This is a genomic window from Solwaraspora sp. WMMA2080, from assembly GCF_027497395.1.
GTDB lineage: Bacteria > Actinomycetota > Actinomycetes > Mycobacteriales > Micromonosporaceae > Micromonospora_E.
In genome coordinates this window covers 2,490,552-2,503,778 of record NZ_CP114910.1, presented here as the reverse complement: position 1 = coordinate 2,503,778, position 13,227 = coordinate 2,490,552, and the positions used below count along the sequence as shown (strand labels likewise).

Sequence of the window (13,227 nt, the reverse complement as noted above, 5' to 3'; positions counted from 1 at the left end):
ACCCGAACGGTAGGCCGGTACCGGCCGTCCAGTCGGTAAAGCGCGGTTCCGCACACCTGATCCGGTGACCGGTGCTAGATTTCCGCCCCTTGTCGCGCCCGTTGTCGCCCTCGTCGTGACCGTTGTCGCCCTTTGCCGTGACCGTCGGGGTGGTGCAGGCACGGGACGATACATTGACCGGGTGCGTATCGCTCGTTTCGCCCATGGCAAGGGAATGTCGTTCGGGGTCGTCGAGGGGGAGCCGGGAGCCGGCCCCGAGGCGTTGACCGTCGCCGAGGTCGACGGCCACCCGTTCGGCAAGCTGACCTTCACGTCGCAGCGCTGGGCGCTGGCCGACGTCCGGCTGCTGTCGCCGATCCTGCCCAGCAAGGTGGTGTGCGTCGGGCGCAACTACGCCGACCACGCCGCCGAACACGGTGCCGAGGTGCCGGCCGAGCCGTTGCTGTTCCTCAAGCCGTCGACCTCGGTGATCGGTCCACGGGACGCGATCCGGCTGCCCGCGCAGTCTCGGCAGGTGGAGCACGAGGCGGAGCTCGCCGTGGTGATCGGACCGCCAGGTGCCCGGCGCGCCGACCGGGCCGCCGCCGAGCGGGCGATCTTCGGCTACACCTGCGCCAACGATGTCACCGCCCGGGACCTGCAGCGGTCGGACGGCCAGTGGACCAGGGCGAAGGGCTTTGACTCGTTCTGCCCGATCGGCCCGTGGATCGTCACCGGGCTGGACGTCGCCGACCTGGAGGTCCGCTGTGAGGTGGGTCCGAAGCCGGACGAGATGGACGTACGGCAGCTGGGCCGGACCAAGCAGATGGTCTTCGACGTGCCGACCCTGGTGTCGTACGTGTCACACGTGATGACGCTGCTGCCCGGTGACGTGATCCTGACCGGGACGCCGGCCGGGGTGAGCGAGTTGACCGCGGGCGACACGGTGTCGGTCCGGATCGAGGGCATCGGTGAGCTGGCCAACCCGGTGGTCGCGGCGGACTGAGGCAAACCGCTGCGGTATCCCGATTTGGCGCGCACCATGGGGTCAGGTAGAGTTCTGTCCCGGTGCGGCGAGCACCGATGGGGTATGGGGTAATTGGCAGCCCGACTGATTCTGGTTCAGTTAGTCTAGGTTCGAGTCCTGGTACCCCAGCCACCGACGCCGGAAGGCTCCAGATGGCGTCGGGGTGCTGGTCTCTGTTAGAGTTCGGCACCGTGTCCAACAGGACACAGCAGCACGAAACGGTAGTTTGCACCAGGAAAGTTCTGGCCCCGTCGTCTAGCGGCCCAGGACGCCGCCCTCTCAAGGCGGTAGCGCCGGTTCGAATCCGGTCGGGGCTACAGCGCTCAAGGCGCCCTCCTCAACGAGGGCGCCTTTTTCGTCGGCGGGTCACCGTCCGTCGCTGACCATCATGCCCGACCTGGCCCGGCCTGCGCCGAGTTATCCGGAAACTGGGCCTGCTCAGAGCACGGCAGGGCGCGGAGCCAATGCCCGATTCAGAGCCCGGAGAGCCGTTGACCGGCGCGGACCACGGCCATGGCGTGCCGCTCACCTGGCCGGCGGCCGAGCCGCTCGATCGGCCCGGAGACGCTGACCGAGGCGATCACCCGGCCGGTGCGGTCCCGGATCGGTGCGGAGACACTGGCCACCCCGGCCTCCCGCTCGGCGACGCTCTGCGCCCAGCCGCGCCGGCGCACCTCGGCGAGCGTACGGCCGGTGAACTTGCAGCGGGGCAGCAGCGGCATGACGGCCTCGGGCGGCTCCCAGGCCAGCAGGATCTGGGCGGCGGACCCGGCGGTCATCGGCAGCACCGAGCCGACCGGCACGGTGTCGCGCAGGCCACTGGCCCGCTCGGCTGCGGCGACGCAGATCCGCTCGTCGGCCCGGCGCAGGTAGAGTTGGGCGCTCTCGCCGGTGGCGTCGCGTAGCGCGGCCAGCAGCGGCTCGGCGGCGGTCAACAGCACGTCGGGCGCGGCGTTGGCCAGCTCGCCCAGCCGGGGGCCGGGCCGCCACCGCCCCTGGGTGTCCCGGACCAGCATCCGGTGGATCTCCAGGGCCTGTGCCAACCGGTGCGCGGTGGCCCGGGGCAGCTTGGTCCGGTCGACGAGTTCGGCCAGGCTGGCGCCGTCCACGCAGGCCGCGAGGATCACCACCGCCTTGTCGAGAACGCCGACACCGCTCATACTGTGTCCCACAAGCCGAAACATACCTCCCAGAATTTAGGATGTCCAGATGGTGGGAGCCACTTCGAAGCCGACATCGCCCAGGACCCTGGCCGAGAAGGTCTGGGACGCGCACGTGGTGCGATCCGCCGCGGGCGAGCCGGACCTGCTCTACATCGACCTGCACCTGCTGCACGAGGTCACCAGTCCGCAGGCCTTCGACGGGCTGCGGATGGCCGGCCGGCCGGTGCGCCGGACCGACCTGACCCTCGCCACCGAGGACCACAACACCCCGACCGGGTACGCCGACCCGGCGTTCAACAGCCGGCGCGGCGACCTGCTGACCATCAGCGACCCGACGTCGCGTACCCAGATCGAGACGCTGCGCCGCAACTGCGCCGAGTTCGGCATCAAGCTGCACGCCCTGGGCGACGACAACCAGGGCATCGTGCACGTCATCGGCCCGCAGCTGGGCCTGACCCAGCCCGGCATGACGATCGTCTGCGGCGACTCGCACACCGCGACCCACGGCGCGTTCGGGGCACTCGCCTTCGGCATCGGCACCAGCGAGGTCGAGCACGTGCTGGCCACCCAGACGCTGCCGCAGTCCCGGCCGAAGACGATGGCGGTCACCGTCACCGGCGAACTCGGCCCGGGGGTCACCGCCAAGGACCTGGTGCTGGCGCTGATCACCAAGGTCGGCACCGGCGGTGGTCGCGGCTACGTGGTCGAGTACCGGGGCGAGGCGATCCGCCGGCTCTCCATGGAGGGTCGGATGACGGTGGCGAACATGTCCATCGAGTGGGGTGCCAAGGCGGGCATGGTGGCGCCGGACGAGACCACCTTCGCCTACCTCAAGGGTCGGCCGAACGCGCCGCAGGGTGCCGACTGGGACGCCGCCGTGGCGTACTGGTCCAGTCTGGCCACCGACGAGGGGGCGACGTTCGACGCCGAGGTGATCCTGGACGCCGGCGAGATCACGCCGTTCGTGACCTGGGGCACCAACCCCGGGCAGGGCACCGCGCTGAGCGCCGTCGTGCCCGACCCGGAGCAGTTCGACACCGACGCGGAGCGGGTCGCCGCCCGCCGGGCGCTGGAGTACATGGACCTGCGGCCCGGCACCGCGCTGCGCGACGTGCCGGTCGACGTGGTCTTCGTCGGCTCCTGCACCAACGGCCGGCTGGAGGACCTGCGGGCCGCCGCCGACGTGCTGCGCGGGCGCAAGGTCGCCGACGGGGTACGGATGCTCGTGGTGCCCGGGTCGGCCAAGGTACGGGAGGCGGCCGAGAACGAAGGGCTGGACAAGGTCTTCGCCGACGCCGGTGCCGAGTGGCGGTTCGCCGGCTGCTCGATGTGCCTGGGCATGAACCCGGACACGCTCAGGCCGGGGGAGCGCTCCGCCTCCACCTCCAACCGCAACTTCGAGGGCCGGCAGGGCCGGGGCGGGCGTACCCATCTGGTGTCGCCGCCGGTGGCCGCCGCCACCGCCGTGGTGGGCCGGCTGGCCGCGCCGGCGGACCTCAACTGACCGCCGCCGGACACGCACCACGAGACGGGACCACGAACATGGACAAGTTCACCGTGCACACCGGGACCGCCGTCCCGCTGCGCCGATCTAATGTAGATACCGATCAGATCATCCCGGCGGTGTACCTCAAGCGGGTCACCCGGACCGGCTTCGCCGACGGTCTGTTCAATGCCTGGCGCGAGGATCCGGGATTCGTTCTGAACAATCCTTCGTATTCCGGAGCATCTATTCTCGTCGCTGGCCCAGAGTTCGGCACCGGGTCATCGCGTGAACACGCGGTGTGGGCGCTGCGGGACTGGGGCTTCCGAGCCGTGCTGTCCCCCCGCTTCGGCGACATCTTCCGCGGCAACGCGCTCAAGGAAGGTCTGCTGCCGGTCGAGTTGGAAATGCCCGCCATTGAGGAATTGTGGTCGCTGGTCGAGGCCGACCCGGCCGCAGGGGTGACCGTCGACCTGGCCGCCCGGGAGGTCAGGGCAGGTGCCTCCGGCTGGTCGTTCCCGATCGACGACTTCAGCCGGTGGCGGCTGATGGAGGGATTGGATGACATTGGACTGACCCTGCGTCACGAGTCGGTCATCACCGAGTATGAGCGTGGGCGGTTGTCGTTCAAGCCCGTCGTGGCATAGCGCACAACCGTCGAGCCGGCCCCTTCTCAACGGGTTCCCGACGCCGATTCCGCCCCCATCCGGTGGCCCACCAACCGTCCGGCTATACCAACCGGTCGGCCCGGGCCACCGGTTGGGGGCGAATCCGTTACGACACAAGGACTTTTTTCCGGCAGATGTTTGTGTCCTGCCGGTACAGGGCATACCGTGCGCGCAGAATGGCTCGTTGAGTCCAGTTGCACATACGGGAGGGAACTCGTGAACAAGGCAGAGCTCATCGATGCGCTCGCTGCTCGCCTGGGAGACCGCAAGACGGCGACGACGGCGCTCGACGCCGTCTTGGCCGAGGTTCAGTCGGCAGTCACCAAGGGCGACCGGGTGGGTATCACCGGTTTCGGGGTGTTCGAGAAGCGCGTCCGCGCGGCTCGAACAGCGCGCAACCCGCGTACCGGCGAGTCGGTGAAGGTCAAGAAGACCTCGGTGCCGGTCTTCCGGCCCGGCGCGGGCTTCAAGGACATGGTGGCCAGCGGCAAGGCGCCGAAGGCCACCGCGGCCAAGTCGACCGCGGCGAGGTCCACGGCGACGAAGGCCACCGCGGCCAAGTCCACGGCGGCCAAGAGCACCGCCCGTGGCGCGGCGAAGTCCACCGGTACGGCCGCCAAGGCGACCGCCACCAAGGCGCCGGCGAAGCGGGCGGCCGGCGGTACGGCGAAGAAGACCGCCGCCGCCAGGACCACCCGGTCCGCTGCGGCCGCGCCGGCCAAGAAGTCCACGGCCAAGAAGACCACCGCGACCCGGTCCACCGCGGCCAAGTCGACGGCGGCGAAGTCGACCGGGGCCAAGTCGACGGCGGCGAAGAAGTCGCCGGCGCGCAAGTCCACCGCCCGTAAAACCACCCGCTGAGCCGTCCGGCCACACCGGCCGGACACCACCAGCGCGAAGGCGCCCACCGCGTACCGGCGGTGGGCGCCTTCGTACATGCGACAGAGCCGCTAGAGCCGGTCCGCGCCGACCAGCCGCTCCCCGGCGAACGACAACAACCAGCCGCCGCCCTTCGCGGTACGGTGATCCGCCGCCGCCCGCCGGGTCAGCACCGTCAACGCGGCCGGGATCACCTTGCCCTGACTGCACACCGCGGCCGGCGTACCGGCCGCCGCCAGCTCGGTCAGCCGGCCCGCCGCCGCCAACGCGTTCTCGTCCGGCTGCTGGCCGGCGGCCGGCTCGTCGAACACCGACTCCACTTCGACCGGCAGATCCAGCGCCTGCGCCAGCGGGACGACCGTCTGCACACACCGCCGGGGCGACGCCGACAGCACCCGACGCGGCCCGGTCAGCACCAGCATCGCCGCCAACGCCCGCGCCTGCCGCAGCCCGGCGGTGTCCAACGGGCGGGCGCTGTCCGGACCCGGCCAGGTGTCCCGGCTGCCGGCGTGCGCGTGCCGCACCAGGGTGAGCGTCGCGGTCACCGGCGGCAGCTGCGCGAACCCGTGCAGCACCCCGACGTCGTGCCGGTACGTCAACCGCTGCCGCGCCTGCGCCAACGGCAGCCAGCACAACTCGTCAACCTCGTCGGCGGCGTCGACCGGCACCGGCCCGGCCGACGCCTCCACCGCCCGCATCGACCAGTAGTCGACCACCTTCAGGTTGCCGTCCGGCATGGTGTAACGGATCGACGGCAGCCGCACCTGCGGCACCGCCCGAATCCCGGTCTCCTCACCGACCTCCCGGACCGCCGCCGCCAACGGATGCTCCGCCGGCTCCAGTTTGCCCTTCGGCAGCGACCAGTCGTCGTGCCGGGGCCGGTGCACCAGACACACCTGCACCGCCCCGGTGTCGTCGGTGCGCCACACCACCCCGCCGGCGGCCCGGACCTCGGTCACGGCAGCCACTTCGTCCGCTGCCCCGCCGACGCCCGCTCCCAGGCGGCGGCGAACTCGGCCCGCGCCGCCCGGATCGCGGCCCGCTCCCGCTCGACCAACCGGCCGACGGTCATCGCCAACTCGTGGTCGTCCGGATGCTCGGCCAGCACCCCCTGCCAGGTCTCGGCGGCCACCGCCGCGTCCTGGTGCTCGCCGAGCAGGTTCTGCACCTTCGACAACGCCTTGGCCAGCTTCGCCGCCCCACCGCCGATCACCGGCGCCACCGCGTCCACCGCGTACCGGGCCTTCTTGCCGTTGATCCGCACCGCGTGCCAGCGTTCGTCGGAGGCGTCCAGGGTCAGATCGGCGGCACCGTCCACGCCGCTGCCGCCGTACGCCAGCCGACGCCACGGCTTGGCCACCAGCCGGGGCAGCACCTCGGTCGCCGGGCCGGACGCAGCCCCGGTCAGTCGCGGCTCCCGGGCCGCCTGCACCAGCATCTCCACCAGGGCAACGTACCGGTCCGAGCGCAGCGCCGCGTCCACCTCGGCCAGTGCCGCGGCCTGCCGGTCGGCGAGCGTCGCGTCGATCAGCTCGACCGCCGCCGACGGCAGCGGCGCCAACGGGTCCGCCCCGGCGGTACGCCGCAACCGGTCCCGCAGCACCTCGGCGTCGCGGGCACCGCCGAGCACCCCGGCGACCCACTTCAGTTCGTCGCGCAGCGCACCCGCCCACTCGCGGTCCACCAACGCCCGGAAGGTCCGCAGGTCGCTGCGCAGCCGTCGACAGCCCACCCGCATCTGGTGCACGGCGGTGTCGTCGTCGCCGACCGGGGCGTGCAGCCGTACCAGCGGGTCGTGCGCCAGGATCCGGGCGACGCCGTCGCGGACCGCCCGGGTGACCACGTCGGCGGCGGTCGGCTTGGCCGGCAGGTCCTCGACCGCCGGCAGCTCCGCCGGACCGGCGGCGGCCGCACCCAACGCCCGTACGTGCTTCGGGGTGAACCCGCCGGCGGTCGCCCCCGCCGCGACCAGGTCGGCCTCGACCCGGTCCAGCAGCGACCGCTTGGCGGCCTTCAGCTCGACCTCCACCTCGCGGAACCGCGACCGGACCGTCTTGCCGTCCAACACCGACACCGCGTCGTCGGCCAGCTCCACCAGCAGCGCTTCGTCGGCGTCGCGCAACTCCAGCACCGTGCGTACCGTGCGCACCGTCGCGGCCGGCGTCAGCTCCACCCCCCGCGAGTACGCGGTGACCAGCCACACCAGCTCCGTCGGCGGTTTGCCGCGCTTACCGGACCGGCTGATCTCATGCCGTACGCCCGGGGCGTCGGCGGGCAGCTTCACCGTCCACGGCTTCGAGTCGCCCACCCGGTGGCGCAGCGACACCCCGGCGCGGGCCAGCCGCAGATCCGGGGTGTCGTAGTAGGTGGCGGTCAGCTTCACCGCCGGCTGCTGCACCAGCCGGCCACCGTCCGGCAGACAGCCGGACAGGTCCGGCACGGTGAAACCCGGCTCGACCTCGTACTTGCGTTCCTCCTCCACCATCGGGCCAGCCTAGCGCCGCCGGCCCGAGGTCGCCGCTGTCGACAGGGTGCTGCCGGCCCGCCGACCGCCGGTGACAGCAGGAGCTATTTGCCGGTGCCGATGAATCGCCGGAGCAGCCGCTCCTGCAGATGCACCAGCGGCCGTTCGTCGGTCGACCGGTGCCGGCTCCAGGTGCCGTCGGGGTGCAGCTCGAACGACTCGCAGTCCGGGCTGAACGCGTCGCTCATCAGCTGGTCCAGCTCGGCGCGGGCCACCGGGTCGGTCACCTGCACCAGCGCCTCCACCCGGCGGTCCAGGTTGCGGTGCATCAGGTCGGAGGAGCCGATCCAGAACTCGACGTCGCCGTCGTTGCCGAACCGGAACACCCGGGAATGCTCCAGGAACCGGCCGAGGATCGACCGGACCCGGATGTTGTCCGACAGCCCCGGCACCCCGGGCCGCAGCGTGCACATCCCCCGGATCAGCAGATCCACCTGTACGCCGGCCTGCGACGCCCGGTACAGCGCGTCCACCAGCTCCTCGTCGACCAGCGAGTTCACCTTGATCTGGACCAGCCCGCCCCGGCCCTCGCGGACGTGGGCGACCTCCCGCCCGATCCGCTCGATCAGCCCGCTGCGCACCCCGTGCGGGGCGACCAGCAGCCGCCGGTACGCGGTCTGCCGGCTGTAGCCGGTCAACACGTTGAACAGGTCGGTCAGGTCGGCGCCGACCTCCGGGTCGGCGGTCAGCATGCCGAAGTCCTCGTACAGCCTGGCTGTCTTCGGGTGGTAGTTGCCGGTGCCGATGTGGCAGTAGCGGCGGATCTGGTTGCCTTCCTGGCGTACCACCAGGGCGGTCTTGCAGTGGGTCTTCAGCCCGACCAGGCCGTACACGACGTGACAGCCGGCCCGTTCCAGCATCCGCGCCCAGCCAATGTTGGCCTGCTCGTCGAACCGGGCCTTCACCTCGACCAGCACCACCACCTGCTTGCCGGCGGCGGCCGCCTCGATCAGCGCGTCGACGATCGGCGAGTCACCGCTGGTGCGGTACAGCGTCTGCTTGATCGCCAGGACGAGCGGGTCGGCCGCCGCCTGCTCGATGAACCGCTGCACGCTGGTGGAGAACGAGTGGTACGGGTGGTGCACCAGGATGTCGCCGTCGCGCAGGGTGGCGAAGACGCTGCGCGGCACCTCGCCCTCGACCAGCCGCGGGTGGGTGGCCGGCACGAACGGGCGGTCCTTGAGGTCCGGCCGGTCGGAGCTCTCGTACACCTGCCACAACGCGGACAGGTCCAGCAGCCCCGGCACCCGCAGCACGTCGTGGCTGTCCATGTCCAGCTCGCGGACCAGCAGGTCGAGCATGTGGTCGGAGATGGAGGCGGCCACCTCCAGCCGCACCGGCGGGCCGAACCGTCGCTGGGCGAGCTCCCGCTCCAGCGACTGCAGCAGATCCTCGTCGCGGTCCTCGTCGACTTCGAAGTCGGCGTTGCGGGTCACCCGGAACAGGTGGCACTCCACCACCTGCATCCCGGAGAACAGCTGGCCGAGCTGGGCGGCGATCAGATCCTCGACCGGCAGGAACCGGGCGCCCAGCCCTTCCTGGCTGACCACCACGAACCGGGGCACGTTGTTCGGCACCTTGATCCGGGCGAACAGCTCCGGACCGCCGTCCGGGTCACGGACCGCGACGGCCAGGTTCAACGACCGGCTGGAGATGTACGGGAACGGGTGCGCCGGGTCGACGGCCAGCGGGGTCAGCACCGGGAAGATGTGCTCGCGGAAGTAGGTGCGCAGCCCTTCCCGCTCACCGGTGCTCAGATCGCTCCACCGGATCAGGTGGATGCCCTCGGCGGCCAGCCGGGGCCGGACCTCCTCGGTGAAGCAGCGGGCGTGCCGGGCGACCAGGCCGGCGGTCTTCGCCGCGATCAGCTCCAACTGGGTACGCAGCGGCAGCCGGTCGCCGCCGCGTACCGGCAGCCCGGCCTGCAGCCGGCGCTTCAGTCCGGCGATGCGGACCATGAAGAACTCGTCGAGGTTGCTGGCGAAGATGGCCAGGAACTTGGCCCGCTCCAGCAGCGGCGTCTGCGGGTCCTCGGCCAGCTCGATCACCCGGGCGTTGAAGTCGAGCCAGGACAGCTCCCGGTTGAGGAACCGGTCGTCGGGCAGCGGCTGGCGGGCCAGGGTGGCCGGCTCGTCCGGCTCGGCTGGTTCGGCGGTGTCCGACACCGGGTTGGCCGGGTCGGGGGCCTGCAGCGGCAGCGGCGTGGCCGGTGCGTCGGTCGCGGACTCGGCCACCGCCTGCGGCGCCGGCTCGGTGGTCTCCGGCGCGGCTACCGCCTCCGGCCCAGCGGTCTCCGGTGCCGCCTGTGGCGCCGCGTCCGGCGCCGCCTTGGTGCGTCGGCGGGCGGTGCCGCCGGCTGACTTGCGGGCGCTGCCGGCCGTGGATCTCCGGGCGGTGCCGGGCGTCGACTTGCGGGCCGTGCCGGCCGATGCCTGGCGGGCGGTGCCGTTCGACGACTGACGGCGGGCCGGCCGTGGCGTCGCGGTCGCGCCGCCGTCGGCTGCGGGCTGGTCGGCGGCAGACTGGCCGGTGCCGGCGGGCTGGTCAGCGGTGGGCTGGTCGGCTGCGCGGCGCGGACGGGCGGCGGCGCGCCTGGAGGGGGCGGGCGTCACCCGGTAATCATGACCTGATCACGGTGAACTTGGCATGAATTCGCCCGGCTCCAGCTAGCCGAATGTGGGCAACGTAACGCGGTTGACGTGCCCGGACTCGTCACGCTCGATGCGTACCCGCTGACCCAGCCGCAGCAGCCGCAACCCGGAAGCGTCGAACGCGGCCGCCGGGAACGCCAGCTCCGCCCCGTCGTCGAGCAGCACCGTGCCGCTGCGGGTCGCCGGATCGAAGGTCGCCACCGTGCCCTGCATCTCAGCTCACCGACCTCTGCCGCATGTCAGCACGGTACCCGCTGGCGTACAGCGCGGCGGTGTGCCGACCCAGGCCGAGCCGGGCCGCGTCGGCGAGATCGGCGGCGGTGTCCACGTCGCGGCGCAGCGTCGGCCAGTCCCCGCCGCGCCGGACGGCACCCGACCGTTGATGCCGTACCGCCGATCCGGCGCCGAAACCCGGCCGCAGCGCGGTGCCGACGGCGGCCGCCAGCAGCACCGTGCCGGTGCCGGCGGCGTCCGGCACGAACCAGCGGCGGGCCCTGGTGCCTGCGGTGTCGACGGCGCTGGCGGTGTCGGTGTCGAGGGCGGCGGCCAGCTCCGCCGGCCGCAACGCCGGCAGGTCCGCGGTCAACGCGGCGACCGGCCGGCTGCCGCCGACAGTCGCGGCCCCGTGCGCCACCGCCGCGTTCAGCCCGCTCACCTCCGGTGCCCCGAGGTCTGGGGCGGCTAGGTCTGGGGCGGCGAGCTCCGGGTCGGCGACGGTACGGGCCCCGAGCGCGCCCAACGCGGCGGTGGCCGCCGGATCCGAGGTGACCACCACCACCTCGGCGACCAGCGGGCAGGCCAGCGCGGCGGCGACGGTGTCGCGGGCCAGGGCCAGCGCCAGCTCCTCATGCGGTACGCCGTCGAGCGCGCCCCGCAGCCGGCTCTTCGCCACCGCGAGCCGCTTGACCGGCAGCACCACCGACCAGGTCGCGTTCCGCACCGCTCCATCCTGCCGGCTGGGCTCGCATTGGCTCTGGCCGGGTCGGACAGGGCATGATTCGCTGCGTCGGTCGGCAAGACGGCGGTCGGGTGCGGTGACCCGGTGGTGGCCAGGGTGGTGGCCAGGGTGCGGTGACGAGGAGGATCGGGTGGCGCGGCGGAAACTGGGCTTCTGGCGACGCTTCATCGTGATGGTGGTCAAACCGACCCTGCTCGTATGGACGAAGCGGAACTGGTCCGGGATGCAGCACATTCCCGGCACCGGTGGGGTGATCGTCGTCGCCAACCACATGTCGCACGCCGACCCGATGGTCATCGGTCACTTCCTCTACGAGACGGGCCGCTGGCCCCGGTTCCTCGGCAAGGCCAGCCTGTTCACCATCCCGGTCATCGGGCGCTGGCTGCTCAAGGTGAAGCAGATCCCGGTGCACCGGGGCAGCGTCGACGCGATCAAGTCGCTGGAGGCGGCAATCGTCGGCGTCGACGAAGGCGGCGCGGTGGTGATCTACCCGGAGGGGACCACCACCCGCGAGCCGGACCTGTGGCCGATGCGCGGCAAGACCGGCGCGGCCCGCCTGGCGTTGACCACCGGTGCCCCGGTCGTGCCGGTGGCGATGTGGGGTCCGCAGCAGATGTACGACCCGCGGACCGGGAAACTGAACCTGCTGCCCGGCCGGAAGGTGACCGTCGTCGCCGGTGAACCTCTCGACCTGAGCAGATGGGCCGGGGTCGAGCCGACCCGGGCGGTGCTGGAGGAGATCACCGAGACCATCATGCTGCGACTGCGGGACATGGTCGCCGAGATTCGGGGCGGCGAGGCCCCGCCGCTGTACACCCCGAGTGCCCGCCGCAACAACCGGACCACCGGCGCCCCGGAGCCGGGACAGTGACCGGGACCGGCCGGGCCGTCGTCCTGGGCGCCGGCTCGTGGGGGACCGCGTACGCCAAGGTGCTCGCCGACGCCGGGGCCGACGTGGTCCTCTGGGCCCGGCGCGAGCAGGTCGCCGCCGCGATCCGCGAGTACGGCACCAACCCCGACTACCTGCCCGCGGTGCGGCTGCCCGACCGGGTCACCGCCACCAGCGACGCCGCCGAGGCGATCAAGGGCGCGGGGCTGGTCGTGCTCGCCGTACCGTCGCAGACGCTGCGCGGCAACCTGGGCGACTGGGTCGCGCACGTCGGCCCCGACGCGACCCTGGTCAGCCTGATGAAAGGGATCGAACTCGGCACCACCAAGCGGATGAGCGAGGTGATCGTCGAGACCACCGGGGTCGGCCCGGACCGGGTCGTGGTGGTCTCCGGCCCCAACCTGGCCGCCGAGATCGCCGCCGAGCAGCCGGCCGCCAGCGTCGTCGCCGGCACCGACACCGCGCGCACGGCCGCCGTACAGCAGGCGATGCTCACCGGCTACCTGCGGCCGTACACCAACGACGACGTGATCGGCTGCGAGCTGGGCGGGGCGGTGAAGAACGTGATCGCCCTGGCGTACGGCATCGCCACCGCGATGCGCCTCGGCGACAACACCAAGGCCACCCTGATCACCCGGGGGCTGGCCGAGACGGCCCGGCTGGGCGTGGCGCTCGGCGCCGACCCGCTGACCTTCTCCGGGCTGGCCGGCCTCGGTGACCTGGTCGCCACCTGCTCGTCGCCGCTGTCACGCAACCGGACGTTCGGCGAGCACCTGGGCCGGGGGGAGACCCTGGAACAGGCGCAGGCCGCCACCCGGCAGACCGCCGAAGGGGTAAAGAGCTGCCTGTCGATCCGGGACCTGGCCCGCGCGCACGGGGTGGAGATGCCGATCACCGAGCAGGTCGAGCGGATCTGCCACGAGGGCCTGGACCCGCGCACCGCGTTGACGCTGCTGATGACGCGGGCCACGAAACCGGAATAGGCTCTGCCGCCGGCCGGCGACCT

Annotated in this window: 12 protein-coding genes and 2 tRNA genes; 8 read left to right on the top strand and 6 right to left on the bottom strand. The window is 72.2% G+C overall.

Features of this window, described 5'->3' with window-relative positions; genetic code table 11:
- The first annotated feature begins 181 nt into the window (after window positions 1-181).
- The 3 genes from O7543_RS11465 to O7543_RS11455 all read left to right on the top strand — a co-directional run bounded on the left by O7543_RS11465 (window position 182) and on the right by O7543_RS11455 (window position 1,323).
- Window positions 182-985 carry a fumarylacetoacetate hydrolase family protein gene (locus O7543_RS11465; protein WP_281553842.1) on the top strand — a complete coding sequence of 268 codons (804 nt, stop codon included), beginning with the start codon at window positions 182-184 and terminating at the stop codon, window positions 983-985.
- Between the two features lie 78 nt (window positions 986-1,063).
- Window positions 1,064-1,138 (top strand) — tRNA-Gln (locus tag O7543_RS11460).
- A gap of 112 nt (window positions 1,139-1,250) precedes the next feature.
- Window positions 1,251-1,323 (top strand) — tRNA-Glu (locus O7543_RS11455).
- A 156-nt stretch (window positions 1,324-1,479) separates the two neighbouring features.
- Here the strand turns inward: O7543_RS11455 and O7543_RS11450 are convergent.
- Window positions 1,480-2,166, bottom strand: a complete 687-nt coding sequence (locus O7543_RS11450) for an IclR family transcriptional regulator (protein WP_123600449.1) — start codon at window positions 2,164-2,166, stop codon at window positions 1,480-1,482.
- A gap of 49 nt (window positions 2,167-2,215) precedes the next feature.
- Here O7543_RS11450 and leuC point away from each other — a divergent pair, with 49 nt between their 5' ends.
- The 3 genes from leuC (at window position 2,216) to O7543_RS11435 (ending at window position 5,181) form a co-directional block, all read left to right on the top strand.
- Window positions 2,216-3,673 carry a 3-isopropylmalate dehydratase large subunit gene (gene leuC / locus O7543_RS11445; RefSeq protein ID WP_281553843.1) on the top strand — a complete coding sequence of 486 codons (1,458 nt, stop codon included), beginning with the start codon at window positions 2,216-2,218 and terminating at the stop codon, window positions 3,671-3,673.
- A 38-nt stretch (window positions 3,674-3,711) separates the two neighbouring features.
- A complete protein-coding gene (leuD, locus tag O7543_RS11440; RefSeq protein WP_281553844.1) occupies window positions 3,712-4,299 on the top strand; it encodes a 3-isopropylmalate dehydratase small subunit in 588 nt (195 codons plus the stop codon).
- Window positions 4,300-4,536: 237 nt separating this feature from the next.
- Complete coding sequence (locus tag O7543_RS11435; RefSeq protein ID WP_281553845.1) at window positions 4,537-5,181, top strand: HU family DNA-binding protein; 645 nt, start codon at window positions 4,537-4,539, stop codon at window positions 5,179-5,181.
- An 89-nt stretch (window positions 5,182-5,270) separates the two neighbouring features.
- On the opposite strand, the gene O7543_RS11430 is transcribed toward O7543_RS11435, so the two are convergent.
- The 5 genes from O7543_RS11430 to cofC form a co-directional block, all read right to left on the bottom strand.
- A complete protein-coding gene (locus O7543_RS11430; RefSeq protein WP_281553846.1) occupies window positions 5,271-6,167 on the bottom strand; it encodes a bifunctional NUDIX hydrolase/histidine phosphatase family protein in 897 nt (298 codons plus the stop codon).
- Window positions 6,155-7,684 (bottom strand): CYTH and CHAD domain-containing protein, encoded by a 1,530-nt coding sequence (locus O7543_RS11425; protein ID WP_281553847.1) that lies wholly within the window; start codon window positions 7,682-7,684, stop codon window positions 6,155-6,157. The genes O7543_RS11430 and O7543_RS11425 overlap by 13 nt, the downstream gene beginning before the upstream one ends.
- Window positions 7,685-7,767: 83 nt before the next feature.
- Window positions 7,768-9,915, bottom strand: coding sequence for an RNA degradosome polyphosphate kinase (locus tag O7543_RS11420; RefSeq protein ID WP_281555493.1), 2,148 nt, complete (start codon window positions 9,913-9,915; stop codon window positions 7,768-7,770).
- Between the two features lie 474 nt (window positions 9,916-10,389).
- Window positions 10,390-10,587 carry a cold-shock protein gene (locus O7543_RS11415; RefSeq protein WP_123600457.1) on the bottom strand — a complete coding sequence of 66 codons (198 nt, stop codon included), beginning with the start codon at window positions 10,585-10,587 and terminating at the stop codon, window positions 10,390-10,392.
- Between the two features lies 1 nt (window position 10,588).
- Window positions 10,589-11,314, bottom strand: coding sequence for a 2-phospho-L-lactate guanylyltransferase (gene cofC, locus O7543_RS11410; protein ID WP_281553848.1), 726 nt, complete (start codon window positions 11,312-11,314; stop codon window positions 10,589-10,591).
- Window positions 11,315-11,462: 148 nt separating this feature from the next.
- On the opposite strand from cofC, the gene O7543_RS11405 reads away from it, so the two are divergent.
- Both O7543_RS11405 and O7543_RS11400 read left to right on the top strand, forming a co-directional pair.
- A complete protein-coding gene (locus tag O7543_RS11405) occupies window positions 11,463-12,203 on the top strand; it encodes a lysophospholipid acyltransferase family protein (RefSeq protein WP_281553849.1) in 741 nt (246 codons plus the stop codon).
- Window positions 12,200-13,204, top strand: a complete 1,005-nt coding sequence (locus tag O7543_RS11400) for an NAD(P)H-dependent glycerol-3-phosphate dehydrogenase (RefSeq protein ID WP_281553850.1) — start codon at window positions 12,200-12,202, stop codon at window positions 13,202-13,204. The genes O7543_RS11405 and O7543_RS11400 overlap by 4 nt, the downstream gene beginning before the upstream one ends.
- Window positions 13,205-13,227: the final 23 nt, after the last annotated feature.

Coding starts and splice junctions, on each gene's coding strand:
- O7543_RS11450 (WP_123600449.1), bottom strand. CDS start 2,166: ATGAGCGGTGTCGGCGTTCTCGACAAGGCGGTGGTGATCCTCGCGGCC.
- leuC (WP_281553843.1), top strand. CDS start 2,216: ATGGTGGGAGCCACTTCGAAGCCGACATCGCCCAGGACCCTGGCCGAG.
- leuD (WP_281553844.1), top strand. CDS start 3,712: ATGGACAAGTTCACCGTGCACACCGGGACCGCCGTCCCGCTGCGCCGA.
- O7543_RS11425 (WP_281553847.1), bottom strand. CDS start 7,684: ATGGTGGAGGAGGAACGCAAGTACGAGGTCGAGCCGGGTTTCACCGTG.
- O7543_RS11415 (WP_123600457.1), bottom strand. CDS start 10,587: ATGCAGGGCACGGTGGCGACCTTCGATCCGGCGACCCGCAGCGGCACG.